The sequence below is a fragment of the Pseudomonas sp. B19(2017) genome, assembly GCF_002113165.1.
In the GTDB taxonomy this organism is placed as follows: Bacteria; Pseudomonadota; Gammaproteobacteria; order Pseudomonadales; family Pseudomonadaceae; genus Aquipseudomonas.
This window is the reverse complement of record NZ_NEJR01000011.1, coordinates 152,620-178,949: the sequence shown is the minus strand read 5'-3', so window position 1 is coordinate 178,949 and position 26,330 is coordinate 152,620. Positions and strand designations below refer to the sequence as shown.

The following is a 26,330-nucleotide window of genomic DNA, read 5'->3' as shown; positions in this document are numbered from 1 at the left end:
CACAGGAACTGCACAGCCCCTGAGGCCTGTGTAATCCCTGTGGGAGCGGGGCGGGCTTCTTCGCGGGCTTGCCCGCTCCCACAGGGATTACACAGGCCTCAGGGGCTGTGCAGTTCCTGTGGGAGCGGGCGAGCCCGCGAAGCAGGCGACGCGGATTGAGATCAGATGCGGAAGCTGCCCACCAGCTGCTTCAGGCGGCCGGCCTGCTGCTCCAGGTCGGAGCAGGCGCGCAGGGTGGCCTGCAGGTTTTCCACGCCTTCCTGGTTGAGCATGTTGATCTCGTTGATATCCATGTTGATGGCCTCGACCACGGCGGTCTGCTCTTCGGTGGCGGTGGCCACCGACTGGTTCATGCCGTCGATTTCGCCGATGCGTACGGTAACGCTGTCCAGCCGCTCACCGGCCTGGTTGGCGATCTGCATGCTGTCCTGGCTGTGACGCTGGCTCTGGTCCATGGTCTCGACCGACTCGCGGGCGCCGACCTGCAGTTCTTCGATCATGGTCTGCACTTGCTGCGCCGACTCCTGGGTGCGATGCGCCAGGTTGCGTACTTCATCGGCGACCACGGCAAAACCACGCCCGGCTTCACCGGCACGGGCCGCTTCGATGGCCGCGTTCAGCGCCAGCAGGTTGGTCTGCTGGGAAATGCTGGTGATCACCTCGAGGATCTGGCCGATGTTGACGGTCTTGCTGTTCAGCGTCTCGATGTGCGCGCTGGAGGTGACGATCAGATCCGACAGGCGGTTCATCGCCGCAATGTTGCGCTCCACCACCTGCTGCCCTTCTTCGGCCAGCAACCGCGCCGAACTGGCGTGCTGCGAAGCCTGTGCGGCGTTGCCGGCAATTTCCTGAGCGGCGGCGCCCAGTTCGTTGATGGCGGCGGCCACGCTGTTGGTGCGGTTGGACTGCTCGTCGGAGTTGGTCATCGACGAGTTCGAGGCACTGATGACCCGCAGGGCCACTTCGTTGACCTGTTCTGTGGCCGAGGACACTTCGCGGATCGAGCTGTGGATACGCTCGACGAAACGGTTGAAGGCGCTGCCCAGGATGCCGAATTCGTCGTGGTTGTGGATGCGCAGGCGCTTGGTCAGGTCGCCTTCACCTTCAGCGATGTCTTCCATGGCGCGGGTCATGGTGTGCAGCGGCTGCATCAGCACGCGGGTCAGCAGGCCGAGCAGGCCGATGATGATCACCACCGCCACCAGCGTGGCGATCACCGCCGAGGTGCGGAAGCTGCTGAGCATGGAGAAGGCCTTGTCCTTGTCCACCGACAGGCCGATGTACCAGTTGGCCGACGGCAGGCCGGTGATTGGCGTGAAGGTCAGCAGGCGGGCCTGGCCATCGCTCTGCACTTCAGTCAATTCACCGGTCAGTTTCGGCGTGTGCTGCGGGAACAGGTCCGATAGCGACTTCATCACCAGGTCCTTGTCCGGGTGGACCAGGATCTTGCCCTGGTCGTTGACCAGGAAGGCGTAGCCCATGCCGCCGAAGTTCAGCGAGTTGATGATCTGCACCAGACCGTCCAGGGCCAGGTCGCCACCGACCACGCCGACACCACTGGACACCTTGTCGATGATGCCGATGACCATCTTGTTGGTGGCCATGTCGATGTAAGGCTCGGTCAGAATCGCGCCGGCGGCATTCATGCCGTCCTTGTACCAGGGGCGGGTGCGCGGATCGTAGCCGTCGGGCATCCTGGTGTCCGGGCGCACGCTGAAGCCACCGTCGACCTTGCCCACGTATACCGTGAGGAAGCTCGAGATCAGGGCATTCTGGCCCAACAGGGTTTCGGCGCTGGCCGGGTCCTGGGCAATGTTCTGTGCCAGGTTTTCCACCAGCTTGATACGGCCTTCGAACAGGTTGCGGATGTTGGTCGAAGTGGAGGTGCCCATTTCAGCCAGATAGTTTTCCAGGTCTTCGCGGATCGCATTACGCTGGAGGTAATCGTTGTAAAGCGTGAACAGGCTGAAGGCGAGTATCACGATCAGTGAGGCGGCCAAAAGAATCTTGTGGCTGAAACGAAGGCTTTTGTTCATGGCGTAATCGGTTCCGCTAAGGTTTTATATCAGGCGATTGCATGCGTTGAGTCGCAAAGCAATGCAACATCCCGAAAAGTCCCTTTTCGGTTGTCCCTCTCTATTAAGGCGAATATCACCCACAGGTATCGGCCGAATTAAGGTAAAGCTTGAGCAGAGGATTAATGAGATGTCGGAAATTTCGACCATCGTTGTAGGTGCAGGCCCGGATGGCCAGCCAATTGGGCAAGCGATGAGGCTGGCCAACCGCCATGGCCTGGTAGCCGGCGCGACGGGTACTGGCAAGACCGTCACCCTGCAGCATCTGGCGGAAGTGTTCAGTGATGCGGGGGTGGCGGTGTTCGCGGCCGATGTCAAAGGCGACCTGTGCGGCCTGGGCGCTGCTGGTTCGCCACAGGGCAAGGTGGCCGAGCGTATTGCCGGCATGCCTTGGCTGGGGCACAGGCCGCAGGCTTACCCGTTGAGCTTGTGGGACATTGCCGGGCAGTCCGGCCACCCGCTGCGCACCACCCTTAGTGAAATGGGGCCGCTGCTGCTGGGCAACTTGCTGGAGCTGACCGACAGCCAACAGGCGGCGTTGTATGCGGCGTTCAAGGTGGCGGACCGTGAAGGCCTGCTGTTGCTCGACCTCAAGGACCTCAAGGCGTTGCTCGCGCACCTGAAGGACAACCCGCAACTGCTCGGCGAAGACAGCGCGCTGGTGACCACGGCCTCTACCCAGGCCTTGTTGCGCCGGCTGGCGACCCTGGAGCAGCAAGGCGCCGAGGCGCTTTTCGGTGAGCCGGGCCTGCAGCTCGAGGACCTGCTACGGCCAGACCCGGATGGCCGTGGGCGTATCCACCTGCTGGACGCCAGCCGTTTGGTGCACGAGGCACCCAAGGTGTACGCGACCTTCCTGTTGTGGCTACTGGCCGAATTGTTCGAGCAGTTGCCCGAGCGGGGGGATGCCGACAAGCCGGTACTGGCGTTGTTCTTCGATGAAGCGCACTTGCTGTTCAACGATACGCCCAAGGCCTTGCAGGATCGCCTGGAGCAGGTGGTGCGGCTGATCCGCTCCAAGGGCGTGGGAGTGTACTTCGTCACCCAGTCGCCGGGGGACTTGCCGGATGCGGTGCTGGCCCAGTTGGGCTTGCGCATTCAGCATGGCTTGCGGGCGTTTACTGCCAAGGAGCAAAAGTCGCTACGGGCGGTGGCCGATGGCTTCCGCCCCAACCCGGCGTTCGACACCCTGGCGGTACTGACCGAGCTCGGCATTGGCGAAGCGCTGGTTGGGACGCTGGAGGAAAAGGGCACACCTGCGATGGTGCAACGGGTACTGATAGCACCGCCGCAGTCGCGTATCGGGCCGTTGAGCGCTGCTGAGCGCAGTGCGCTGATTGCCGCTTCGCCGCTGGCGGGGCGTTACGACAAACCGGTGGATCGTGAATCGGCCTATGAAATGCTGACCCAGCGCAAGGGCGAACCGCTGGAGCCGGCGCCACAACCCAAAGTGGATGAGGAGAGCTTTGCCGACAAGGCCGGTGAGTTTTTGCAGAGTGCGGCGGGGCAGGCGATCAAGTCGGCGGTGCGCCAGGCGGCCAACCAGTTGGGGCGGCAGTTGGTGCGGGGGTTGATGGGGTCGTTGCTGGGGGGCAAGAAAAGGTAGTTTGCCTGTACCCGGCCCTATCGCCGGCAAGCCAGCTCCCACAGGTACTGCACAGGTCTTGTGGGCGGTGCAGTACCTGTGGGAGCTGGCTTGCCGGCGATAGGGCCGGTACAAAAATGACACCTATGAAAAAGGCGCCCATGAGGCGCCTTCTTCTTATTGCGGTATCACTCAGCCAATGGCTTTGGACGCCAGCCAGAACAGGCCGGCCGCCAGGCCCATCGACGCAGGCAGGGTCAGTACCCAGGCCAGCAGGATGGTCTTAACGGTGCCGCCTTGCAGGCCGCTCTTGTTGGCGACCATGGTGCCTGCCACACCGGACGACAGCACGTGGGTGGTCGACACCGGCAGGGCGAAGATGTTGGCCATGCCGATGGCGCAAGCCGCGGTGATCTGCGCCGACATGCCTTGGGCATAGGTCATGCCCTGCTTGCCGATCTTCTCGCCAACGGTCAGTACAACGCGCTTCCAACCGACCATGGTACCCAGGCCCAGGGCCAGGGCGACGGCCACGATCACCCAGAACGGAGCGTACTCGGTGGTGGCGGTCAGGTCTTTGCGCAGTTTTTCCAGGTCGGCCTTTTCACGGGCTTCCAGGCCCGGCAGCTTGCCGACCTTCTTCGCCGTGTCGTCCAGGCACAGCAGGTAGCGGCGCACTTCGACACGCTTGTCGGCACTCAGGCTATGGTAGTCGGTCACGCCCTGAAGCGAGGACTGCAGCGCGGCAATGGTCGGCTCGGTCTGCTGCGGGTTGCAGCTGAACTGCTCCGGCAGGTCGCTGGACTTGGCCTTGCCCAGTGCCAGGAACTCGCCCAGGGTGGCGGCGTTGCGCTGATAGAACTGGCTCATGTGCAGGGTGGCGTCGCGGGTACGCTCGATCTGGTAGGTGGTGCTGTTCAGGTCGAGGACGAACTTGGCCGGAACGATGCCGATCAGCACCAGCATGATCAGGCCGATGCCTTTCTGGCCGTCGTTGGAGCCGTGCACGAAGCTCACGCCCATGGCCGAAACCACCAGTACCAGGCGGTTCCAGAACGGCGGGTGCTTCTTGTCGTCGAGCTTGCGGCGCTGCTCGGGAGTTTTGTGCATCTTCGACAGCGGTCGCCACCACTTCAGGCCAATCAGCACCAGGGCGGCAACGGCGAAGCCGGCCATGGGCGAGACCACCAGCGACATGGCGATGTCGATCGCCTTCTGCCAGTTGACACCGTCGCCCAGCGGGATGTCGTTGATCAGGGCATTGGCCAGGCCGACGCCAAGGATGGAGCCAATCAGGGTGTGCGAACTGGAGGCGGGGATACCGAAGTACCAGGTGCCCAGGTTCCAGGTGATGGCCGCAGCCAGCAGCGAGAAGACCATGGCCAGCCCGTGCCCGGTGTTCACATTTATCAGCAGCTCCACTGGCAGCAGGTGCACGATGGCATAGGCCACCCCGACACCGCCAAGCAGAACGCCAAGGAAGTTGAACACGCCGGAGAAGAACACGGCGAGGTGCGGCGGCATGGCTTTGGTATAGATGACGGTAGCTACCGCGTTGGCGGTGTCATGAAAGCCATTGATGAACTCGAAGGCGAGTACGAAGGTCAGGGCGAGCAGCAGGCTCACCAGTACCCAGGCATCCAGTCCGCTGAATAATTCGATCATGAAGGTTGTCTGGCGGTCTTAGGGGGGCGGGATTATGCCAGAAAACCTTGGCAATCGATGCATCTGCGACAGACCGACGGCAATCTTCCTGATGCGAGCGCGACATGAACGGCAGGGTGAGCGGATAGGAAAATGCGTGCTAAAAGGCATAAAACAGGGCGAAAACCGAGAAAAAAACGGGGAAAAAGCCGCTTCGCAAGCGTTCAAACGGTCGTATGAAATTTGTGTGATTCCATTTCATCTTCGGCCTGACAGTAAAGATCGACCGCGCCCGGGCTGGCCGGGCGACGACGCGCTGGCGTGGTCCCGGGGCTAGGAATTGTCGCTGCGCAGCTCCTTTTCCATGCGTTCCAGTTCCTGGCTGAAGGCCTGATCGCGCACGCTGGCACGCTTGCGCCAAGGTTTGCGTTCCGGGTCCGGTTGTGCGGCATAAGTGGTAACTTCGCCACCGTAAACATCCTTGTAACGCTCAGCCTGGCGCTCGAGCTCCGCGCGCAGTTCATCTTTCGTCACATGAGTACCTGAATCAAGTTTGATGAGTGTTGTTGTGCGTTGTACCGAATGCACATGCCTTGCCGGCCGCAACGCTTGATACAGCGGAAGGTTCCATTACACGGAAGCGTCGGGGCCTGCGCTATCGATTATAGCAACCGATATTTCGCCGAACATCGTTATTTACCTGACCCTGACATCACCTGACGCAAGTAACGGGTGCATCCGACAACAGTTTGGGTCTTTTGTACAAGTTTGAAAGGCAAGAACGACAAAAGTTCGCTGCAGCGCAGTCGCGAAGCCATTGACCGGATGTGTAATGAAAAACGGCCTCGCCAAAAGGCGAGGCCGTTGCCTGGGGACTTCTACGGTGGGTACCTGACCAGTCTCTCCAAAGAAGCCACAAGTGGCAGGAGAAAGGTATAAGTAAAAGTGTCAGCGGTCAATTGCGATTATCGGCCGTTTGTTCGATAATCGCACGAGTGGGCGCTTTTTTTTGAGGTGTGCGATGAGTGACGAAACCCTGGGCAACGATTCCGTCAATGCCGAATCGGCCAATCCAGAGCTGGCACGGCCTGTCTCGGCAGCCTTGGCACCGCCGATCGTGGCTTCGCCGGCGAAGCGCATCCAGGCCTTTACCGGCGACCCGGACTTCATGACCTCCCTGGCGCGCGGTCTGGCCGTGATCCAGGCCTTCCAGGAACGCAAGCGCCACCTGACCATTGCCCAGATCAGCCACCGCACTGAAATTCCCCGCGCGGCGGTACGCCGTTGCCTGCACACACTGATCAAGCTGGGTTATGCCACCACGGACGGGCGCACTTATTCGCTGTTACCCAAAGTGCTGACGCTGGGGCATGCGTACCTGTCCTCGACGCCGCTGGCGATTTCTGCCCAGCCCTACCTGGACCGCATCAGCGACCAGCTGCACGAGGCGGCCAACATGGCCACGCTCGAAGGTGACGACATTCTTTATATAGCCCGTTCGGCCACGGTGGAGCGGCTGATTTCGGTTGACCTGTCGGTGGGTGGACGCCTGCCGGCCTATTGCACATCGATGGGGCGCATTCTGTTGGCGGCCATGGATGACACCAGCCTGCGTGAATACCTGGAACGTGCCGACCTGAAGGCGCGAACCAGCCGTACCTTGCATGATCCCGAGTCGCTGTTCGCCTGTATCCAGCAGGTACGCGCCCAGGGCTGGTGCGTGGTGGACCAGGAGCTGGAGCAGGGGCTGCGCTCGATAGCCGTACCAGTGTATGACGCTTCGGGGCAGGTGTTGGCGGCGTTGAATGTGAGTACCCATGTAGGGCGGGTGACGCGCAGTGAGCTGGAGCAGCGCTTCTTGCCGATCCTGCTGGCGGCCAGCCGGGACCTTTGCCATCAGTTGTTTGGCTGAGCCCGCCGGGGGCGCAAAGCGCCCCCCCTTTCAAATTTTGAACAGGCAAAACCCTTTCCTGTGCGATAAACGCACAGTGTCGTTCGCGGCGAATTGCTTCACTCCCGCCCGCTGATTAATGTCTCTCGCAACGGTCGGCTGCGCCGACCGAACAAGAAAAACCAAGAGGCACTTACCATGAATACTGTCCCCTCGCTGCCGCGGCCGCACCCGCGCGCAGTATCGTTGTATCCAGGCTGACGCCGGCCGCATTACCCCCAAACTATCGTCCTCTGTACCGTTGATCGCGTGCAGTGGCCTGGCTGTGCCCCCATTCTGGATAACAATAATGAACCAAGCGCAAATCAACGTCGGCAAAAGCCTCGACGTCCAGTCGTTCATCAATCAGCAGCCGCTATCCCGCTACCAGTGGCGGGTGGTGTTGCTGTGCTTCCTGATCGTCTTCCTCGATGGCCTGGACACCGCCGCGATGGGCTTCATCGCCCCGGCCCTGTCGCAGGAGTGGGGGATTGACCGTGCCAGCCTCGGCCCGGTCATGAGTGCGGCATTGATCGGCATGGTGTTCGGTGCCCTCGGCTCCGGCCCGTTGGCCGACCGTTTTGGCCGCAAGGGCGTGCTGGTGGGCGCGGTGCTGGTGTTCGGCGGCTTCAGCCTGGCCTCGGCTTATGCCACCAACGTCGACCAGTTGCTGGTGCTGCGCTTTCTGACCGGCCTGGGCCTTGGCGCAGGCATGCCCAATGCCACGACCCTGTTGTCTGAGTACACCCCCGAGCGCCTCAAGTCGCTGCTGGTGACCAGCATGTTCTGTGGCTTCAACCTGGGCATGGCCGGTGGTGGATTCATTTCCGCCAAGATGATACCGGCCTACGGCTGGCACAGCCTGCTGGTGATCGGTGGCGTGCTGCCGCTGCTGCTGGCGCTGGTGCTGATGGTGTGGCTGCCAGAGTCGGCGCGGTTTCTGGTGGTGCGCAACCGGGGTACCGACAAGGTGCGCAAGACCTTGTCGCCCATCGCGCCGCAGGTGGTGGCCGAGGCGGGCAGCTTCAGCGTGCCCGAGCAGAAGGCGGTGGCCGCGCGCAATGTGTTTGCGCTGATTTTCTCCGGCACCTACGGCATGGGCACTCTGCTGCTGTGGCTGACCTACTTCATGGGCCTGGTGATCGTCTATCTGCTGACCAGCTGGTTGCCCACCTTGATGCGCGACAGTGGCGCGAGCATGGAGCAGGCTGCCTTCATCGGCGCACTGTTCCAGTTCGGCGGCGTGCTGAGTGCCGTCGGCGTGGGCTGGGCCATGGACCGCTTCAATCCGCACAAGGTGATCGGCATTTTCTACCTGCTGGCCGGGGTGTTCGCCTACGCCGTGGGACAGAGCCTGGGCAATATCACCGTACTGGCCACGCTGGTGCTGGTTGCCGGCATGTGCGTGAACGGCGCCCAGTCGGCGATGCCGTCGCTGGCGGCGCGCTTCTATCCGACCCAGGGGCGTGCCACGGGGGTATCGTGGATGCTGGGGATCGGCCGCTTCGGGGCGATTCTTGGAGCCTGGAGCGGTGCGACGCTGCTGGGGCTGGGCTGGAACTTCGAACAGGTGCTGACGGCGTTGCTTGTGCCGGCGGGGCTGGCGACCGTGGGTGTGATCGTGAAAGGGCTGGTGAGCCACGCTGACGCGACCTGAGACATTGGGGCCGCTTTGCGGCCCGTCGCGACCCAAGGCCGCTGTTACAGGGAAGCGCGACCCCCTGTAGGAGCAGCCTTGTGCTGCGAAAGGGCTGCGCAGCAGCCCCAGCGTGGAGATGAATAGCAGGGTAACAAACAGTTCGATAATCGCACGAATAGTCGATTATCGGATTGTAAGCCACCCACCAGTCTCCTTAATCTGAGCTTACCGAAGCACCCTGACCAGGAGTCTCCAAATGGCTGCAATTCTCCCGCTTCACGAAGCCGTGAAGCAGTTCATCCAGGATGGCGATACCGTCGCCCTCGAAGGTTTCACCCACCTGATCCCGACTGCCGCCGGCCACGAGATCATCCGTCAGGGCAAGCGCGACCTGACCCTGGTGCGCATGACTCCGGACCTGATCTACGACCAGCTGATCGGCGCCGGTTGCGCCAGCAAGCTGATCTTCTCCTGGGGTGGCAACCCAGGTGTCGGTTCGCTGCACCGCCTGCGTGATGCCGTCGAGAAGCAGTGGCCACACGCCATCGAAATCGAAGAACACAGCCACGCCGACCTGGCCAACGCCTATGTCGCCGGTGCTTCGGGCCTGCCGTTCGCCGTGCTGCGTGCCTACGCTGGCTCCGACCTGCCGAAGGTCAACCCGCTGATCAAGAGCGTGACCTGCCCGTTCACCGGTGAAGTGCTGGCAGCCGTGCCGTCGGTACGCCCGGACGTGACCGTGATTCACGCGCAAAAAGCCGACCGCAAAGGCAACGTGCTGCTGTGGGGCATCCTCGGTGTGCAGAAGGAAGCCGCCCTGGCCGCCAAGCGTTGCATCGTCACCGTCGAGGAAATCGTCGACGACCTGCAAGCCCCTATGAACGCTTGCGTGCTACCGACCTGGGCGCTGAGCGCGGTATGCCTGGTGCCGGGTGGTGCGCACCCGTCCTATGCCCACGGCTACTACGAGCGTGACAACCGCTTCTACCAGGCCTGGGACCCGATCGCGCGTAGCCGCGAATCGTTCACCGCCTGGATCGACACCTACATCCGTGGCACTGCCGATTTCAACGAATTCAAGGCCAAGCTGGCCAGTACTGCGGAGGCCGCACAATGAGCTACTCCACTTCCGAAATGATGACCGTCGCCGCAGCCCGTCGCCTGCGCAACGGTGCGGTGTGCTTCGTCGGCATCGGCCTGCCGTCCAAGGCCGCCAACCTGGCGCGCCTGACCTCGTCGCCAGATGTGGTGCTGATCTACGAATCCGGCCCGATCGGCGCCAAGCCAAGCGTGCTGCCGCTGTCGATCGGTGACGGCGAGCTGGCCGAAACCGCTGACACCGTGGTGCCGACCGGCGAGATCTTCCGCTACTGGCTGCAAGGTGGGCGCATCGACGTCGGCTTCCTCGGCGCCGCCCAGGTCGACCGTTTCGGCAACATCAACACTACCGTGGTCGGTGACTACCACGCGCCGAAAACCCGTCTGCCGGGTGCCGGTGGCGCACCGGAAATCGCCGGTTCCGCCAAGCAGGTGCTGATCATCCTCAAGCAGTCGCCGCGTGCCTTCGTCGACAAACTGGACTTCATCACCTCGGTTGGCCACGGTGAGGGCGGCGACTCGCGCAAACGCCTTGGCCTGCCAGGCGACGGCCCGGTCGGCATCATCACCGACCTGTGCATCATGGAGCCGGAAGCCGGCACCCACGAATTCGTAGTGACTGCCATCCACCCGGGCGTGACCCGCGAGCAGATCATCGCCGCCACTGGCTGGGCGATCCGCTTTGCCGACGATGTGCAGACCACTGCCGAACCTACCGAAGTCGAGCTGTCCGCCCTGCGCGACCTCGAAGCCCGTACCGCCGCGGCCCATGGCCAGGTGGCAGGAGAAGCCTGATGCGCGACGTATTCATCTGTGACGCCATCCGCACCCCGATCGGCCGCTTCGGCGGCGCCTTGGCCGGCGTGCGGGCCGACGACCTGGCCGCCGTACCGCTGAAGGCGCTGATCGAGCGCAACCCCGGCGTGCAATGGGACCAGGTTGACGAAGTGTTCTTCGGCTGCGCCAACCAGGCCGGTGAAGACAACCGTAACGTGGCGCGCATGGCGCTGCTGCTGGCCGGCCTGCCGCAGAGCATCCCGGGCGTTACCCTGAACCGCCTCTGCGCGTCGGGCATGGATGCCATCGGCACTGCCTTCCGCGCCATTGCCAGCGGCGAAATGGAGCTGGCGATTGCCGGCGGCGTCGAGTCGATGTCGCGTGCCCCGTTCGTCATGGGCAAGGCCGAAAGCGGCTATTCGCGCAACATGAAGCTCGAGGACACCACCATCGGCTGGCGTTTCATCAACCCACTGATGAAGAGCCAGTACGGCGTGGACTCCATGCCGGAAACCGCCGACAACGTGGCCGACGATTACCAGGTTTCGCGCGCTGACCAGGACGCTTTCGCCCTGCGCAGCCAGCAGAAGGCAGCTGCCGCCCAGGCCGCCGGTTTCTTCGCCGAAGAGATCGTGCCGGTACGTATTGCGCACAAGAAAGGCGAGACCATCGTCGAGCATGACGAACACCTGCGCCCGGAAACCACACTGGAGGCCCTGACCAGGCTCAAGCCGGTCAACGGCCCGGACAAGACCGTCACCGCCGGCAACGCCTCAGGCGTGAACGACGGCGCTGCGGCATTGATCCTGGCTTCGGCCGAAGCAGTGAAGAAACACGGCCTGACCCCACGTGCCCGGGTGCTGGGCATGGCCAGTGCCGGTGTTGCACCGCGGGTGATGGGCATTGGCCCGGTGCCGGCGGTGCGCAAGCTCACCGAGCGCCTGGGTGTGGCGGTGAATGATTTCGATGTGATCGAACTCAACGAAGCCTTTGCCAGCCAGGGGCTGGCGGTGCTGCGTGAGCTGGGTGTGGCTGACGATGCGCCGCAGGTGAACCCCAACGGCGGTGCCATCGCCCTGGGCCACCCGCTGGGCATGAGCGGTGCGCGCCTGGTGCTGACTGCGCTTCACCAGCTGGAGAAAAGCGGTGGGCGTAAAGGCCTGGCGACCATGTGTGTGGGTGTCGGCCAAGGTCTGGCGCTGGCCATCGAACGGGTTTGACCTGTACCGGCCTCTTCGCGGGCACGCCCGCTCCCACAGGGGAACCACGCCTCCCACTGTGGGAGCGGGCGTGCCCGCGAAGAGGCCAATTGCCAGCCAGCTAGCGGAACGAGTGTGTTACCAGGTGTGTCTAGAATTACCTGCGACCCTCCAGGAGTAAAACCGTCATGACCTCAGCCTATTACACCGGCGAAGAACGCAGCAAACGCATCTTCGCTATCGTTGGTGCCTCTTCAGGCAACCTGGTGGAATGGTTCGACTTCTATGTCTATGCCTTCTGCGCGATCTACTTTGCCCCGGCTTTCTTCCCCTCCGACGATCCCACCGTGCAGTTGTTGAACACGGCGGGCGTGTTCGCCGCGGGGTTTCTGATGCGCCCCATCGGTGGCTGGATCTTCGGCCGCCTCGCTGACCGCCATGGTCGCAAGAATTCCCTGATGATCTCGGTGCTGATGATGTGCTTCGGCTCCCTGATGATCGCCTGCCTGCCTACCTACGCCAGCATCGGCACCTGGGCCCCGGCGCTGTTGCTGCTGGCCCGCCTGATCCAGGGCCTGTCGGTTGGTGGCGAGTACGGCACCACGGCCACCTACATGAGTGAGGTGGCCCTGCGCGGCCAGCGCGGCTTCTTCGCCTCGTTCCAGTACGTGACTTTGATCGGTGGCCAGTTGCTGGCGGTGCTGGTGGTGGTGATCCTGCAGCAGCTGCTCACCGAAGAAGAGCTGCGCGCCTGGGGCTGGCGCATTCCGTTCGTGGTCGGTGCCATCGCCGCGCTGATCTCGCTGATGCTGCGCCGCTCGCTGCATGAGACCAGCAGCGCCGAAACCCGCCAGGACAAGGACGCCGGCACCATCAAGGGCCTGTTCCGCAACCATGCGGCGGCCTTCATCACCGTACTCGGCTACACCGCAGGTGGTTCGCTGATCTTCTACACCTTCACCACCTACATGCAGAAGTACCTGGTCAACACCGCCGGCATGACCGCGAAAAACGCCAGCTACGTGATGACTGGCGCGCTGTTCCTGTTCATGGTGCTGCAGCCGTTCTTCGGCATGCTCTCCGACCGCATCGGCCGGCGTAATTCGATGATGCTGTTCGGTGCCTTGGGCACGCTGTTCACCGTGCCGCTGCTGATGGCGCTGAAAACCGTGAGCAGCCCGTTCATGGCCTTCGTGCTGATTAGCCTGGCGTTGTGTATCGTCAGTTTCTACACCTCGATCAGCGGCCTGGTGAAGGCCGAGATGTTTCCGCCGCAAGTACGCGCACTGGGTGTGGGCCTTGCCTATGCCGTGGCCAATGCGGCTTTCGGCGGTTCGGCCGAGTACGTTGCCCTGGGCTTGAAGACCCTGGGCATGGAAAACACTTTCTACTGGTACGTGACGGCGATGATGGCGATTGCCTTCCTGTTCAGCCTGCGCCTGCCAAAGCAGGCGGCGTATCTGCACCACGATGATTAAGGACGTGGCATGACCAACCAACTGTTCGACGCCTATTTCACCGCACCAGCCATGCGCGAGATTTTCTCCGACCGTGGCCGCCTGCAGGGCATGCTCGATTTCGAAGCGGCGCTGGCGCGGGCAGAGGCGGCTGCCGGGCTGGTCCCGCACAGCGCGGTAGCGGCCATCGAGGCGGCATGCCACGCCGAGCGTTATGACGTCGGTGCGCTGGCCAACGCCATCGCCACTGCCGGCAACTCGGCGATCCCGCTGGTGAAGGCGTTGGGCAAGGTGATTGCCAGTGGCGTGCCCGAGGCCGAGCGCTATGTGCACCTGGGCGCCACCAGCCAGGATGCGATGGACACTGGCCTGGTCCTGCAGTTGCGTGCTGCCCTCGACCTGATCGAAGCCGACCTCGGCAAGCTCGCCGGTACCCTGTCGCGCCAGGCTTTGCAGCACGCCGACACGCCGCTGGTGGGGCGCACCTGGCTGCAGCACGCCACCCCGGTGACGCTGGGGATGAAACTGGCCGGTGTGCTGGGCGCGTTGACCCGTCACCGCCAGCGCCTGCGGGAGCTGCGTCCACGCTTGCTGGTGCTGCAGTTCGGCGGCGCCTCGGGCAGCCTGGCGGCTTTGGGCAGCAAGGCGATGCCCGTGGCCGAAGCCCTGGCCGAGCAGCTCAAGCTGACCTTGCCCGAGCAGCCTTGGCACACCCAGCGCGACCGCCTGGTGGAGTTTGCCTCGGTGCTGGGCCTGGTCGCCGGTAGCCTGGGCAAGTTCGGCCGTGATGTCAGCTTGCTGATGCAGACCGAGGCGGGGGAGCTGTTCGAGCCTTCCGCGCCGGGCAAGGGTGGCTCTTCGACCATGCCGCACAAGCGCAACCCGGTCGGCGCCGCGGTGCTGATCGGTGCGGCGACCCGGGTGCCAGGGCTGGTCTCGACGTTGTTCGCCGCCATGCCCCAGGAGCACGAGCGCAGCCTTGGTCTGTGGCATGCCGAATGGGAAACCCTGCCCGACATCTGCTGCCTGGTATCCGGGGCGCTGCGCCAGGCCCAGGTGATTGCCGAGGGCATGGAGGTGGATGCCGCGCGTATGCGCCGTAACCTCGACCTGACTCAGGGCCTGGTGCTGGCCGAAGCGGTGAGCATCGTCCTCGCCCAGCGCCTGGGCCGCGACCACGCCCACCACCTGCTGGAGCAATGCTGCCAGCGTGCGGTGGCCGAACAGCGCCACCTGCGCAGCGTGCTGGGCGAGGAGCCGCAGGTCAGTGCCGAACTGTCCGCCGAAGAGCTCGATCGCTTGCTCGATCCTGCCCATTACCTGGGCCAGGCCCGCGTCTGGGTGGCGCGCGCCGTGTCCGAACATCAACGTTTCACTGCCTGAAGGAGACCGCTGTGGCGCATTTGCAACTGGCCGATGGCGTTTTGAATTACCAGATCGATGGCCCGGAAAACGCCCCGGTGCTGGTCCTGTCCAACTCGCTCGGTACCGACCTGGGCATGTGGGACACGCAGATTCCACTGTGGAGCCAACAGTTCCGTGTGCTGCGCTATGACACACGTGGCCACGGTGGGTCGCTGGTCACTGAAGGCCCTTACAGCATCGAACAGCTGGGCCGTGACGTGCTGGCCCTGCTCGATGGGCTGGATATCGCCAAGGCGCACTTCGTCGGCCTGTCGATGGGTGGCCTGATCGGCCAGTGGCTGGGCGTCCATGCCGGCCAGCGCCTGCACAGCCTGACCCTGTGCAACACCGCCGCCAAGATTGCCAACGACGAGGTGTGGAACACCCGTATCGACACCGTGCTCAAGGGCGGCCAGCAGGCCATGGTCGACTTGCGCGATGCTTCCATTGCCCGCTGGTTCACCCCGGGCTTCGCCCAGGCCCAGCCAGCGCAGGCCCAGCGCATCTGCCAGATGCTGGCGCAAACCAGCCCGCAAGGTTATGCCGGCAACTGCGCGGCTGTGCGTGATGCCGATTACCGCGAGCAACTGGGCCGCATCCAGGTGCCGGCGCTGATTGTTGCCGGTACCGAGGACGTGGTCACCACCCCGGAGCACGGCCGCTTCATGCAGGCCGGTATCGCGGGTGCCGAGTACGTCGACTTCCCGGCGGCGCACCTGTCCAACGTCGAAATCGGCGAGGCGTTCAGCCGCCGCGTGCTCGACTTCCTGCTGGCTCACTGAGGACACTGCCATGGACGAGAAACAACGTTACGACGCCGGCATGCAAGTACGCCGCGCCGTGCTTGGCGATGCCCATGTGGACCGCAGCCTGGAGAAGCTCAACGACTTCAACGGCGAGTTCCAGGAGATGATCACCCGCCACGCCTGGGGTGACATCTGGACCCGCCCAGGCCTGCCGCGTCATACCCGTAGCCTGATCACCATCGCCATGCTGATCGGCATGAACCGCAACGACGAACTGAAGCTGCACCTGCGCGCGGCGGCCAACAACGGCGTGACCCGTGACGAGATCAAGGAAGTGCTGATGCAGAGTGCGATCTATTGCGGCATTCCGGCGGCCAATGCCACCTTTCACCTGGCTGAGTCGGTGTGGGATGAGTTGGGTGTAGAGTCGCGACAACAGTAATGCCTGTACCGGCCCCATCGCCGGCAAGCCAGCTCCCACAGGGATTGCATCAGGCCTGAGGACAGTGCAGGTCTTGAGGGCAGCGCGGTCGCTGTGGGAGCTGGCTTGCCGGCGATGGGGCCATTGAATGTTTACAGGGTCGCATTCTTCTGCCGCATGGCCACCGGGCCGGCGCTGCTTTCCACGTCGCGCTTGAGGGCCGGGCACAGGCCGAGCATGAACGCCGCCTCTGCCACCACGAACAACGGCCCGATGATCAGGCCGCTGACATCGTCTACAAACGCCGGCTTGCGGCCCTCGTAATAATGGCCGACGAACTGGATGATCCAGCCCACCACGAACGCTCCCAGGCCAGCGCCTAGCCATAGCCCTGTCGTCTGCATGGCCAGCACCTGGCCGACCCACAGGCACAGCCCCAGCAACAACCCCATCACCAGGCCGAAACGCAGGTCCAGACGCAGGTAGAACCATACCGAGGCGGCCGCTGCCAGCAGGGCAGGGGACAGCCACAGGCCGGCCACGTCCCAGCCAGGGCGCGACAGCAGGATGGTGACCGCCAGCACGATCATGGGGATGCCGATGAAGTGGGTGGCGATGTTGCGTGGGTCGCGGTGGTAGCTGGCGTATTGGCTCAGGTGGTCGACGAGGGTTTTCATTGTTGTGCCTCCCTGTTCAGCTTTGTTGTGCCTGAACCGGCCTCTTCGCGGGCTTGCCCGCTCCCACAGGATCACCACAGTTTTCAAGCTTGGTGGATTACCTGTGGGAGCGGGCGAGCCCGCGAAGAGGCCAGTACAGGCAACTTGTGACCGGATAGTGATCAGGATAGCCCGCAGCCACCACCATCATCAGCTCAGCGAATGGCAGTAGCCCGCATTGGCATATCCAGCCCCACCAGCGTCTCGATCATCGCCCGCGCCGCCGGCGACAGTCGGTAACCGCTGCGGCTGACCACACCGCAACGCACGCTCAGCACTTCCAGCGCCGGTGGCAGGTTGCGCCAGTGCAGGCGCACCAGGCGGCCGCTGGCCAGGTCTTCGGCCACGGCTTCCTCGCTGGCGGTGCCAATCGCATCGCTGGCCTGCACCACGCTACGCAGCACGGCCAGGTGCTCGGTTTGCAGGTGCGGGGTGAAATCGCTGCGCCCGCTCAGGTTGGCCAGGCGCTTGCGCACCCCAGGGGCGAGCAGGGCGCTGGCCAGCGGGTAACTGAACAGGTCGTTGGTCGACAAGCTGTCCTTGGCCAGCAACGGGTGCCCCGGGCGGCAGAAGAACAGGCCGGGGCGCGGTGAAAGGGGGTCGGTGTGGAAGTTGGGGTCGGCTTCGAACGGGCGGATGTCGTCGACAAAAAACTCGATCTGCTCGCGGCGCAGGGCCTGGCCCAAGCGTTCGGCGTTGTCCACCAGCAGCGAGGTGCGGATGCCCGGGTGGCGTTCGATGAAGTGGCGCAGGGCATCGGGCACCAGGCGTACGGCCAGCGCAGGGCCGCTGCCGAAATGCAGCTCGCCGGCGTCGAGCTTGGTCATTTGCAGCACTTCGTTGCTCAGCTGTGCGGCACCTTGTACCAGGCGGCGAGCATGTTGCAGCACCACCAGGCCTTCGGGGGTGGGCAGCAGGGCTTTGCTGGCGCGGTCGACCAGGGGGCAACCGAAGCTGTGTTCCAGGCTCTGGATGGCTCGGCTGAAGGCTGGCTGGGTAATGCCCATGGCCTCGGCGGCACGGACGAAGCTGCGGTATTCGGTGAGGGCGATGAAGTAACGCAGCTGACGGAGGTCCATTTCACGGCTCTGGGGCGGGGATCAAGGGCCTATTCAAGCGGTTGCTGTATATGTCGTCAAAGAAGGTTTTTTGATTTGTTTATAGCTTCAGGTTATTTGTTGTGGCTTCTGGACTCTTCGCGGGCACGCCCGCTCCCACAGGGACCGCACAGGTTTCAAGGCTGGTGCGGCCCTTGTGGGAGCGGGCGTGCCCGCGAAGAATTCAGAGGAGATTCAGCGGATAACTCACGATCAACCGGTTCTCATCGAACGAGTTGGTGCTGAAGTCGCGGCGCATGGTGGAGTTGCGCCACTTCACCGACAGGTCCTTGAAGCTGCCCGACTGCACCACATAGGCCAACTCGGTTTCCCGTGCCCATTCCTTGCCATCGTCCACACCCCCAGCGGTGACGTTGTCACCCTTGATGTAGCGGTTCATCAGGGTCAGGCCTGGCACGCCGACGGTGGCGAAGTTGAAGTCATGGCGCACCTGCCATGAGCGTTCCTTGGCGTTGTCGAAGCTGGAGTTGTAGCTGTCGTTTGCCAGAGTGCCGCCGCTGGTGCCGTTTACCCGCATCCAGGCGTCGTCGCCGCTGACCTTCTGCAGGCCGACGTAGAAGGTGTGGCCCTGGTAGCGTGCCGAGAGCATGGCCGAGGCGGTGCGGTTGTCCAGTTCGCCGGCGCGTTCGGCGCCGTCTTCCTTGCCGATGAAGTAGCCCAGGTTGGCGCCCAGGGTCCAGTCGCCCAAGGGTTGGCTGTGCACCAGGTTGAGGTACTGCTGGCGGTAGATGTCCTTGAGCTGGGCATTCCACAGGCCGATCATGGTGCGCTTGTCGTTGAAGGTGTATTCGCCGCCGCCAAAGTTGAAACGGTCGGAGGTGAACGCTGCCTTGCCGTTCATCGACATGTCTTCCATGCTGGCGTCGTTGCGCGGGCTGTTGTCGCGGAACTGGCCGGCGTACAGGGTCAGGCCGGCGATTTCCTTCGAGGTCAGCTGACCGCCGCGGAAGGTCTGCGGCAGCGAGCGGCCATCGTCCGAGCGCAGGATCGGCAGTACCGGCATCCACTCGCCCACTTTCAGCTCGGTTTCGGACAGCTTGGCTTTCAGTGCCACGCCCAGGCGGCCGAAGTCATCGGCGGGGCGGCCATCGTCGTGCACCGGCAGCAGGTGGGTATTGGTGGTGCCTTTGCCGCCATCGAGCTTGACCGAATACAGGCCCAGTACGTCCACGCCGAAACCGATGGTGCCCTGGGTAAAGCCGGAGCGGGCGTCGAGGATGAAGCTTTGCGTCCATTCCTCGGCTTTGGCCTGCGGATGGGCCGGGTCGACGAAGTTGCGGTTTATGTAGAAGTTGCGCAGGTTGAGGGTGGCCTTGGCATCTTCCAGAAAACCGCCGTTGTCGGCGGCGAACACCTGGAGTGCGCAGGACATGGCCAACAGGCCGGGCAGCAGCTGGCGTGCGGGTTGCAAAGTGCTCATCTGTCGTGGATCTCTTGTTTTTATGGGCGAGCCGGTACGCTGCAGGATGCGGCCTGCAGGTGCGGGTCTTTTGGGATGAACCGGGGCAACGTTGCGTGGGGAGGATGGTGCGGGGTAGGGCTGGGGAGAGGCAATTCGCCGCAAACGGAAGCGGGCGATAATCGAACGGAATGTTCCGGTTGGTTAATTGTTTCCTGTGCTGGCCTCTTCGCGGGCTTGCCCGCTCCCACAGAGGGAGGCGTGGTTCCCCTGTGGGAGCGGGCAAGCCCGCGAAGAGGCCGGTTCAGGCAACACAAAACAAAAAGCCCACCGCGAGGGTGGGCTTGATGCTTTGACAGCTTCAGTCAGCTCTTCGGTGCTTCCACCGCTGCCTGCTGGTTGTTGGCCTGCCCGGTCTGCTCGTACCAGCCTCCGCCAAGCGCCTTGTACAGGTTGACCTCGCTGGTCAGCTGCGACAAGCGGTCGCCGATCAGCGCCTGCTGGGCACTGAACAGGTTGCGCTGGGCGTCGAGGAAGGTCAGGTTGCTGTCGATACCGATGCGATAGCGGCGTTCGGCCAGACGGTAGTAGTCCTGGTTCGCCTGCACCAGGTCGCGTTGCGCCTGCAGCTGCTCTTCGAAGGTCTTGCGCGCCGCCAGGCCATCGGAGACTTCCTGGAAGGCGGTCTGGATGGTCTTTTCGTACTTGGCGACGTTGATGTCCTTCTGGATCTTCGAGTAGTCCAGGCTGGCCTTCAGGCTGCCGGCATTGAAGATCGGCAGGTTGATCTGCGGCTGGAACAGCCAGGTGCCCTGGCCGCCCGAGAACAGGTGGCCCATGTCGGGGCTCAGGCTGCCGGCATTGGCGGTCAGGCTGATGCTCGGGAAGAACGCTGCGCGGGCCGCGCCAATGTTGGCATTGGCGGCCTTGAGCAGGTGCTCGGCTTCCTGGATGTCCGGGCGCCGCTGGAGGATGTCCGACGGCAGGCCGGCCGGTACTTCGGCCAGCTGGTCGGCATCGAGCTCCAGCGGCTTGGCCAGGTTGGCGGGAATGCCGGTGCCCAGCAGCACGGTCAGGCTGTTGACGTCCTGGGCGACCAGGCGCTGGTACTGCGAGTACTTGACCCGGGCGCCTTCCACGGCGGTACGCGCCTGGCTGACGTCGAGTGCCGAGGCCACGCCGACTTCGTTGCTGCGACGGGTGAGGTTGTAGCTTTCCTCGTAGGTCTTCAGCGTTTCTTCGGTCAGCTTGAACAGCGCCTGGTCGGCCTGCCAGGTGTAATAGGCGTTGGCCACGCTGGCCACCAGGCTGATCTGCGTGGAGCGACGCGCCTGCTCGCTGGACAGGTAGGTTTCCAGGGCCTGCTCGGTCAGGCTGCGCACGCGGCCGAACAGGTCCAGCTCATAGGCACTGACGCCCAGGGTGGCCGAGTACTGGCTGGTGATGCCTGCTTCGCCGGTCTGCGACATGTTCGCCGGTACGCGTTGGCGGCTGCCGCTGCCGTTGGCCGAAACCGCCGGGAACAGGTCGGCACGCTGGATGCGGTACTGCGCACGATAGGCATCGATGTTCAACGCGGCAACGCGCAGGTCGCGGTTGTTGACCAACGCGGTCTGGATCAGCTGCTGCAGGGCCGGGTCGTGGAAGAACTGACGCCAGCCTTGCTCGGCGGCGGCGACCTCGGCCGATTGCGTCGGCGAGTATGCAGGGCCTTGCGGCCACTGCGCAGCCACCGGCGATTCCGGGGTCTGGTAGTCAGGGATCAGCGAGCAGCCGCCAAGAATGAAAGCGGTTACTGCCAGGGACAACAAAGACTTGGTCATTGCCCAGCCTCATAACGTGGAGTTTCAGGGGTGACGTCTTTTTCCGGCGCTTTGCTACCGAACAGTGACGACACTGCGACGAAGAACAGTGGTACCCAGAAGATAGCCAGCACGGTCGCACTGATCATGCCGCCGATCACGCCAGTACCGATGGCGTGCTGGCTGCCGGCGCCGGCGCCGCTGGCGATAGTCAACGGTACCACGCCGAGGATGAACGCCAGCGAGGTCATGATGATCGGGCGCAGACGCATGCGGCACGCCTCGATCGCCGCGTCGTACAGGCTGCGGCCTTGTTCATGCAGTTCCTTGGCGAACTCGACGATCAGAATGGCGTTTTTCGCCGCCAGGCCGATGGTGGTCAACAGGCCGACCAGGAAGTACACGTCGTTGGACAACCCGCGCAGGCTGGTAGCGATCAGGGCACCGATGATACCCAGCGGTACCACCAGCACCACGGCGATCGGGATCGACCAGCTTTCGTACAGGGCTGCCAGGCACAGGAACACGAACAGTACCGAGAGGGCGAACAGCGCCGGCATCTGCGAACCGGAGAGTTTTTCCTCGTAGGACATGCCGGTCCAGGAGAAGCCGATGCCGCTTGGCAGTTCGCCAGCAATGCGCTCGACCTCGGCCATGGCTTCACCGGTACTGTAGCCCGGGGCCGGCGCACCAAGGATTTCCATTGCCTCGACGCCGTTGTAACGCGACAGCTTCGGCGAACCATAGGTCCAATCGCCCTTGGCGAAGGAGGAGAACGGCACCATTTCGCCGGCGCCATTGCGCACGTACCACTTCTGCAGGTCTTCCGGGCTCATCCGCGCGTTTGGCTCGCCCTGGATGTACACCTTCTTGACCCGGCCACGGTCGATGAAGTCGTTGACGTAGCTGGCACCCAGGGCAATCGACAGGGTGTTGTTGATGTCGGCGATGGTCACGCCCAGGGCGCTGGCACGTTCGTCATCGATGGTCAGCTGGTACTGCGGCTCGTCGTTCAAGCCGTTGGGGCGCACGGCGCTGAGGATCTTGCTCTGCGCGGCCTTGGCCAGGAACTGGTTGCGCGCTTCCATCAGCTTGGCATGGCCGACACCGCCGCGGTCCTGCAGGAACACATCGAAGCCGGTGGCGTTACCCAGCTCCAGCACCGCAGGCGGGGCAAAGGCGAACACCATCGCATCGCGGAAGGTGAAGAAGTGCTGCTGGGCGCGCTGGGCAAGGGCGAACACGCTGTTTTCCTTGGAGCGCTCGTCCCACGGCTTGAGCATGATGAACGCCATGCCCGAGCTCTGGCCACGGCCGGCGAAGTTGAAGCCGTTGACGGTGAACACCGAAGCCACGGTGTCGGCCTCTTCGCTGAGCAGGTACTCACGCATCTGGTCGACCACCACCTGGGTGCGCTCGGCACTGGAACCGGCCGGGGTCTGTACCTGGGCGAACAGTACGCCCTGGTCCTCTTCCGGCAGGAACGCGGTAGGGATGCGGGCGAACAGCCAGATCATGCCGACCACGATCAACGCGTAGGCCAGCAGGAACGGTACCTTGTTGCGCAGGATGGTACCCACGCTGCGCTCGTAGCCAGTAACGCTGCGGTCGAAGTTGCGGTTGAACCAGCCAAAGAAGCCGCGCTTGGCCACATGGTGTTCACCCTTCTTCAGCGGCTTGAGCATGGTGGCGCACAGGGCCGGGGTGAAGATGAGCGCCACCAGCACCGACAGGCCCATGGCCGAGACGATGGTGATGGAGAACTGCCGGTAGATCACACCCGTGGAGCCGCCGAAGAACGCCATGGGCAGCAGTACCGCCGACAGCACCAGGGCGATACCCACCAGGGCACCCTGGATCTGCTCCATCGAGCGCTTGGTCGCTTCCTTGGGCGGCAAACCTTCCTCGGACATTACCCGCTCGACGTTCTCCACCACGACGATGGCGTCGTCCACCAGCAAGCCGATGGCCAGGACCATGGCGAACATGGTCAGGGTGTTGATGCTGAAGCCTGCTGCGGCAAGGATGCCGAAGGTGCCCAGCAATACCACCGGTACGGTCATGGTGGTGATGATGGTAGCGCGGAAGTTCTGCAGGAACAGGTACATCACCAGGAACACCAGGACCACGGCTTCGATCAGGGTGTGGATCACGCCGCTGATCGATTCGGTGACCACCGGGGTGGTGTCATACGGGAATACTGCCTTCACCCCGGGCGGGAAGAACGGTTCCAGGTCGGCGATGGTCTTGCGCAAGGCCTTGGCGGTGTCCAGGGCGTTGGCGCCGGTGGCCAGCTTGACTGCCAGACCGGACGCCGGCTTGCCGTTGAACTGGGCGCTGACGGCATAGTTTTCACCACCCAGGCCAACCTGGGCGACGTCTCCCAGACGTACCTGCGAACCGTCACTGTTGACCTTGAGCAGGATCTTCTCGAACTGCTCGGCCGTCTGCAGGCGGGTCTTGCCGATGATGGTGGCGTTCAGCTGGGTACCCGGCATGGCCGGCAGGCCGCCAAGCTGGCCGGAGGACACCTGCACGTTCTGCGCAGCCACGGCGGTCTTGACGTCGACCGGGGTCAGCTGGAACTTGTTCAGCTTGGCCGGATCGAGCCAGATACGCATGGCGTATTGGGCACCGAACACCTGGAAGTCACCCACACCTGCGGTACGCGAGATCGGGTCCTGCATGTTGGAAACGATGTAGTTGGCCAGGTCGTCCTTGGTCATGCTGCCGTCTTCGGACACCAGGCCGATCACCAGCAGGAAGTTCTTCACTGCCTTGGTGACGCGGATACCTTGCTGCTGCACTTCCTGCGGCAGCAGCGGGGTGGCCAGGTTCAGCTTGTTCTGCACCTGTACCTGCGCGGTGTCGGGGTTGGTGCCCTGCTCGAAGGTGGCGGTAATGGTCATGCTGCCGTCGGAGTTGCTTTCCGACGACACATAACGCAGGTTGTCGATACCGTTGAGCTGCTGCTCGATCACCTGGACCACGGTGTCCTGCACGGTTTGCGCCGAGGCGCCCGGGTAGGTCACGGCGATGGCGATGGCCGGTGGCGCGATGCTGGGATACTGGTTGATCGGCAGCTTCAGGATCGACAAGGCGCCGACCAGCATGATCACCAAGGCGATCACCCAGGCGAAGATCGGGCGATCGATAAAGAACTTCGACATGGTTTACTCCGCTTTGGCGTCTGCTTTCGCCGCGTTGGCCTGATCAGGGCTGCCCGGCTTCTTGACGTTGGTGGCCTCGCTGACCTTGACCTCGACGCCCGGGCGCACGTACTGCAGCCCTTCGGTGATCAGGCGGTCACCCGGGTTCAGGCCTTCCTCGATCAGCCAGTCGCTACCCAGGGTACGGTTGGCCTTGAGCTGGCGCAGTTCGACCTTGTTCTCCTGGTTGACCACCAGTGCGGTCGGCGCGCCTTTCAGGTCGCGGGTCACGCCCTGTTGCGGGGCCAGGATGGCGTTGGCGTTGACCCCGGCCTTGAGCCGCGCATGCACGAACATGCCTGGCAGCAGGGTGTGATCGGGGTTGGGGAACAGGGCGCGCAGGGTGACCGAGCCGGTAGTCTCGTCAACCGCGACTTCGGAGAACTCCAGGCGGCCTTCCTGCTTGAACAGGCTGCCGTCTTCCAGCACCAGCTGCACCGAGGCGGCGTTGTCGCCGGCCTTTTGCAGCTGGCCGCTTTCCAGGTCACGGCGCAGCTTGAGCAGCTCGGCGGTGGACTGGGTGACGTCGACGTAGATCGGGTCGAGTTGCTGGATGGTGGCCATGGCGTTGGCCTGGCCATTGCTCACCAGTGCACCTTCGGTGAACGAAGAACGGCCGATACGGCCGCTGATCGGTGCCAGGACCTTGGTGTAGCGCAGGTCGATCTGCGCGCTCTTGAGCGAAGCCTCGGCCTGCAATCGTTTGGCATTGGCGTCGTCGTATTCCTGTTTGGAGACAGCCTGTTCGTCGATCAGCTGCTTGTAACGCTCGGCCAGCGAGCGGGTAGCCTGCAGGTTGGCCTGGGCATTGGCCAGGTTGGCTTCGTACACGGCAGGGTCGATCTGGTAGAGCTGCTGGCCTTCCTTGACCTCACTGCCTTCCTTGAACAGGCGCTTGAGGATGATGCCGTTGACCTGCGGGCGCACTTCGGCGACGCGGTAGGCACTGGTACGCCCCGGCAGTTCCGAGGTCAGGGTGAAGGCTTGGGGCTGGATGGTCACGACGCCGACCTGAGGAGCCTGCGCCGCTGGCGCTGCTTCTTCTTTCTTACAGCCACTGAGCAGGGTTGCCAGGGCGACGGCGGAAACCAGAGCGGTAACGGCTGGCTTGAATTGCATGAGGATCCTCGGGTCGCTGGAGCTGGGAGACGCTCAAGAGTAATGGAAGAGTCTTGATCTGGAAAAATTGCTATCCGGTGGATAAATAGCTTGCTAAGGAATATACTTACATTCATGGTTGTTTGTAAATACCGCTGGGTTGTACTTGGGTACTGCCACAGTCCTTGATTAGCTGCTCCGCGCGGCACCCTGCAGAGGTGCCCCCGGAGTGTTCCCCGCACGCGCCGCGCGTTCGGGGCAGATGAGGTTTGTACTGCCATGGTCCGTCGAACCAAAGAAGAAGCCCAGGAAACCCGCGCCCAGATCATCGAGGCGGCGGAAAAGGCCTTCTACAAGCGCGGGGTTGCGCGAACCACCCTGGCCGACATCGCCGAACTGGCAGGTGTGACGCGAGGGGCGATTTACTGGCACTTCAACAACAAGGCCGAGTTGGTGCAGGCGCTGCTCGACAGCCTGCATGAAACCCATGACCACCTGGCGCGGGCGAGCGAAAGCGAGGACGAAGTGGACCCGCTTGGCTGCATGCGCAAGCTGTTGTTGCAAGTGTTCAACGAGCTGGTGCTCGATGCCCGAACCCGGCGTATCAATGAAATACTGCATCACAAGTGCGAGTTCACCGATGACATGTGTGAAATTCGCCAGCAGCGCCAGGGTGCGGTGCTGGATTGCCACAAGGGCATCACCCTGGCGTTGGCCAATGCCGTGCGCCGGGGCCAGTTGCCAGGCGAGCTGGATGTCGAGCGCGCGGCGGTGGCCATGTTCGCCTATGTCGATGGCCTGATCGGGCGCTGGCTGTTGCTGCCTGACAGTGTCGATCTGTTGAAGGATGTCGAAAAATGGGTCGACACCGGGCTGGATATGCTGCGCTTGAGCCCGGCTCTGCGCAAATGACACTTTGTTAAGGATTGTGAGGGAGTGTTACCCCTTTGTGTTAAGGGGAGATTAATGCCTTCAGGTGGCAGGGACAGGTGCAAATCCTGTAGGAGCGGCCT

At 63.2% G+C, this 26,330-nt stretch carries 20 protein-coding genes and 1 pseudogene; 11 read left to right on the top strand and 10 right to left on the bottom strand.

Annotated features, from left to right (window positions below):
* Positions 1-161: 161 nt before the first annotated feature.
* Positions 162-926, bottom strand: a complete 765-nt coding sequence (locus tag CAF70_RS28180) for a methyl-accepting chemotaxis protein (protein WP_370290251.1) — start codon at positions 924-926, stop codon at positions 162-164.
* 93 nt (positions 927-1,019) lie between these two features.
* A pseudogene (locus CAF70_RS28175) lies at positions 1,020-2,036 on the bottom strand (cache domain-containing protein); the annotation flags it as partial.
* Between the two features lie 169 nt (positions 2,037-2,205).
* Here CAF70_RS28175 and CAF70_RS16745 point away from each other — a divergent pair.
* Positions 2,206-3,681: a helicase HerA-like domain-containing protein gene (locus CAF70_RS16745; RefSeq protein ID WP_085625820.1), complete on the top strand. Its 1,476-nt coding sequence runs from the start codon at positions 2,206-2,208 to the stop codon at positions 3,679-3,681.
* Positions 3,682-3,852: 171 nt separating this feature from the next.
* On the opposite strand, the gene CAF70_RS16740 is transcribed toward CAF70_RS16745, so the two are convergent.
* Positions 3,853-5,325: an inorganic phosphate transporter gene (locus tag CAF70_RS16740; protein ID WP_085590382.1), complete on the bottom strand. Its 1,473-nt coding sequence runs from the start codon at positions 5,323-5,325 to the stop codon at positions 3,853-3,855.
* Between the two features lie 312 nt (positions 5,326-5,637).
* Positions 5,638-5,838 (bottom strand): hypothetical protein, encoded by a 201-nt coding sequence (locus CAF70_RS27720; RefSeq protein ID WP_051098410.1) that lies wholly within the window; start codon positions 5,836-5,838, stop codon positions 5,638-5,640.
* A gap of 487 nt (positions 5,839-6,325) precedes the next feature.
* Between CAF70_RS27720 and pcaR the strand changes: the two genes are divergently transcribed.
* The 9 genes from pcaR to pcaC all read left to right on the top strand — a co-directional run bounded on the left by pcaR (position 6,326) and on the right by pcaC (position 15,996).
* Positions 6,326-7,216 carry a pca regulon transcriptional regulator PcaR gene (pcaR, locus tag CAF70_RS16730; RefSeq protein ID WP_085625821.1) on the top strand — a complete coding sequence of 297 codons (891 nt, stop codon included), beginning with the start codon at positions 6,326-6,328 and terminating at the stop codon, positions 7,214-7,216.
* Positions 7,217-7,544: 328 nt separating this feature from the next.
* The gene (locus CAF70_RS16725) at positions 7,545-8,891 is read left to right on the top strand and encodes an MFS transporter (RefSeq protein ID WP_085625822.1); all 1,347 of its coding nucleotides are present in this window, start codon (positions 7,545-7,547) and stop codon (positions 8,889-8,891) included.
* A 238-nt stretch (positions 8,892-9,129) separates the two neighbouring features.
* Positions 9,130-9,990 (top strand): CoA transferase subunit A, encoded by an 861-nt coding sequence (locus tag CAF70_RS16720; RefSeq protein ID WP_015271654.1) that lies wholly within the window; start codon positions 9,130-9,132, stop codon positions 9,988-9,990.
* On the top strand, positions 9,987-10,766 hold the full coding sequence (locus CAF70_RS16715; RefSeq protein WP_015271653.1) for a CoA-transferase subunit beta: 780 nt from the start codon (positions 9,987-9,989) through the stop codon (positions 10,764-10,766). The genes CAF70_RS16720 and CAF70_RS16715 overlap by 4 nt, the downstream gene beginning before the upstream one ends.
* Positions 10,763-11,968: a 3-oxoadipyl-CoA thiolase gene (gene pcaF, locus CAF70_RS16710; RefSeq protein ID WP_178076395.1), complete on the top strand. Its 1,206-nt coding sequence runs from the start codon at positions 10,763-10,765 to the stop codon at positions 11,966-11,968. Before CAF70_RS16715 ends, pcaF begins: the two co-directional genes overlap by 4 nt.
* A gap of 167 nt (positions 11,969-12,135) precedes the next feature.
* Positions 12,136-13,425, top strand: coding sequence for an MFS family transporter (locus CAF70_RS16705; protein ID WP_085625824.1), 1,290 nt, complete (start codon positions 12,136-12,138; stop codon positions 13,423-13,425).
* Positions 13,426-13,434: 9 nt separating this feature from the next.
* Positions 13,435-14,787 carry a 3-carboxy-cis,cis-muconate cycloisomerase gene (locus CAF70_RS16700; protein ID WP_085625825.1) on the top strand — a complete coding sequence of 451 codons (1,353 nt, stop codon included), beginning with the start codon at positions 13,435-13,437 and terminating at the stop codon, positions 14,785-14,787.
* An 11-nt stretch (positions 14,788-14,798) separates the two neighbouring features.
* Entirely contained in the window at positions 14,799-15,590 is a 792-nt protein-coding gene (pcaD, locus tag CAF70_RS16695) for a 3-oxoadipate enol-lactonase (RefSeq protein ID WP_085625826.1), read from the top strand.
* A 10-nt stretch (positions 15,591-15,600) separates the two neighbouring features.
* Positions 15,601-15,996, top strand: coding sequence for a 4-carboxymuconolactone decarboxylase (pcaC, locus tag CAF70_RS16690; protein ID WP_016488879.1), 396 nt, complete (start codon positions 15,601-15,603; stop codon positions 15,994-15,996).
* A 131-nt stretch (positions 15,997-16,127) separates the two neighbouring features.
* Here the strand turns inward: pcaC and CAF70_RS16685 are convergent, their stop codons facing one another.
* The 6 genes from CAF70_RS16685 to ttgA all read right to left on the bottom strand — a co-directional run bounded on the left by CAF70_RS16685 (position 16,128) and on the right by ttgA (position 25,338).
* The gene (locus CAF70_RS16685; RefSeq protein WP_085625827.1) at positions 16,128-16,652 is read right to left on the bottom strand and encodes a DUF962 domain-containing protein; all 525 of its coding nucleotides are present in this window, start codon (positions 16,650-16,652) and stop codon (positions 16,128-16,130) included.
* Between the two features lie 194 nt (positions 16,653-16,846).
* Positions 16,847-17,770: a LysR family transcriptional regulator gene (locus tag CAF70_RS16680; RefSeq protein WP_085625828.1), complete on the bottom strand. Its 924-nt coding sequence runs from the start codon at positions 17,768-17,770 to the stop codon at positions 16,847-16,849.
* Between the two features lie 202 nt (positions 17,771-17,972).
* A complete protein-coding gene (locus CAF70_RS16675; protein WP_085625829.1) occupies positions 17,973-19,229 on the bottom strand; it encodes an OprD family porin in 1,257 nt (418 codons plus the stop codon).
* 344 nt (positions 19,230-19,573) lie between these two features.
* Positions 19,574-21,031, bottom strand: coding sequence for an AdeC/AdeK/OprM family multidrug efflux complex outer membrane factor (locus CAF70_RS16670; protein ID WP_085625830.1), 1,458 nt, complete (start codon positions 21,029-21,031; stop codon positions 19,574-19,576).
* Positions 21,028-24,180, bottom strand: a complete 3,153-nt coding sequence (gene ttgB, locus CAF70_RS16665; RefSeq protein WP_085625831.1) for a multidrug efflux RND transporter permease subunit TtgB — start codon at positions 24,178-24,180, stop codon at positions 21,028-21,030. Before ttgB ends, CAF70_RS16670 begins: the two co-directional genes overlap by 4 nt.
* A 3-nt stretch (positions 24,181-24,183) precedes the next feature.
* Positions 24,184-25,338: a toluene efflux RND transporter periplasmic adaptor subunit TtgA gene (gene ttgA, locus CAF70_RS16660; protein WP_085625832.1), complete on the bottom strand. Its 1,155-nt coding sequence runs from the start codon at positions 25,336-25,338 to the stop codon at positions 24,184-24,186.
* A gap of 258 nt (positions 25,339-25,596) precedes the next feature.
* Between ttgA and ttgR the strand changes: the two genes are divergently transcribed.
* Positions 25,597-26,229 carry an efflux transport transcriptional regulator TtgR gene (ttgR, locus tag CAF70_RS16655; protein WP_025340482.1) on the top strand — a complete coding sequence of 211 codons (633 nt, stop codon included), beginning with the start codon at positions 25,597-25,599 and terminating at the stop codon, positions 26,227-26,229.
* Positions 26,230-26,330 lie beyond the last annotated feature (101 nt).

Coding starts and splice junctions, on each gene's coding strand:
- CAF70_RS28180 (WP_370290251.1), bottom strand. CDS start 926: ATGACCAACTCCGACGAGCAGTCCAACCGCACCAACAGCGTGGCCGCC.
- CAF70_RS16745 (WP_085625820.1), top strand. CDS start 2,206: ATGTCGGAAATTTCGACCATCGTTGTAGGTGCAGGCCCGGATGGCCAG.
- CAF70_RS16740 (WP_085590382.1), bottom strand. CDS start 5,325: ATGATCGAATTATTCAGCGGACTGGATGCCTGGGTACTGGTGAGCCTG.
- pcaR (WP_085625821.1), top strand. CDS start 6,326: ATGAGTGACGAAACCCTGGGCAACGATTCCGTCAATGCCGAATCGGCC.
- CAF70_RS16725 (WP_085625822.1), top strand. CDS start 7,545: ATGAACCAAGCGCAAATCAACGTCGGCAAAAGCCTCGACGTCCAGTCG.
- CAF70_RS16720 (WP_015271654.1), top strand. CDS start 9,130: ATGGCTGCAATTCTCCCGCTTCACGAAGCCGTGAAGCAGTTCATCCAG.
- CAF70_RS16715 (WP_015271653.1), top strand. CDS start 9,987: ATGAGCTACTCCACTTCCGAAATGATGACCGTCGCCGCAGCCCGTCGC.
- CAF70_RS16705 (WP_085625824.1), top strand. CDS start 12,136: ATGACCTCAGCCTATTACACCGGCGAAGAACGCAGCAAACGCATCTTC.
- CAF70_RS16700 (WP_085625825.1), top strand. CDS start 13,435: ATGACCAACCAACTGTTCGACGCCTATTTCACCGCACCAGCCATGCGC.
- pcaC (WP_016488879.1), top strand. CDS start 15,601: ATGGACGAGAAACAACGTTACGACGCCGGCATGCAAGTACGCCGCGCC.
- CAF70_RS16685 (WP_085625827.1), bottom strand. CDS start 16,652: ATGAAAACCCTCGTCGACCACCTGAGCCAATACGCCAGCTACCACCGC.
- CAF70_RS16680 (WP_085625828.1), bottom strand. CDS start 17,770: ATGGACCTCCGTCAGCTGCGTTACTTCATCGCCCTCACCGAATACCGC.
- CAF70_RS16675 (WP_085625829.1), bottom strand. CDS start 19,229: ATGAGCACTTTGCAACCCGCACGCCAGCTGCTGCCCGGCCTGTTGGCC.
- CAF70_RS16670 (WP_085625830.1), bottom strand. CDS start 21,031: ATGACCAAGTCTTTGTTGTCCCTGGCAGTAACCGCTTTCATTCTTGGC.
- ttgB (WP_085625831.1), bottom strand. CDS start 24,180: ATGTCGAAGTTCTTTATCGATCGCCCGATCTTCGCCTGGGTGATCGCC.
- ttgA (WP_085625832.1), bottom strand. CDS start 25,338: ATGCAATTCAAGCCAGCCGTTACCGCTCTGGTTTCCGCCGTCGCCCTG.
- ttgR (WP_025340482.1), top strand. CDS start 25,597: ATGGTCCGTCGAACCAAAGAAGAAGCCCAGGAAACCCGCGCCCAGATC.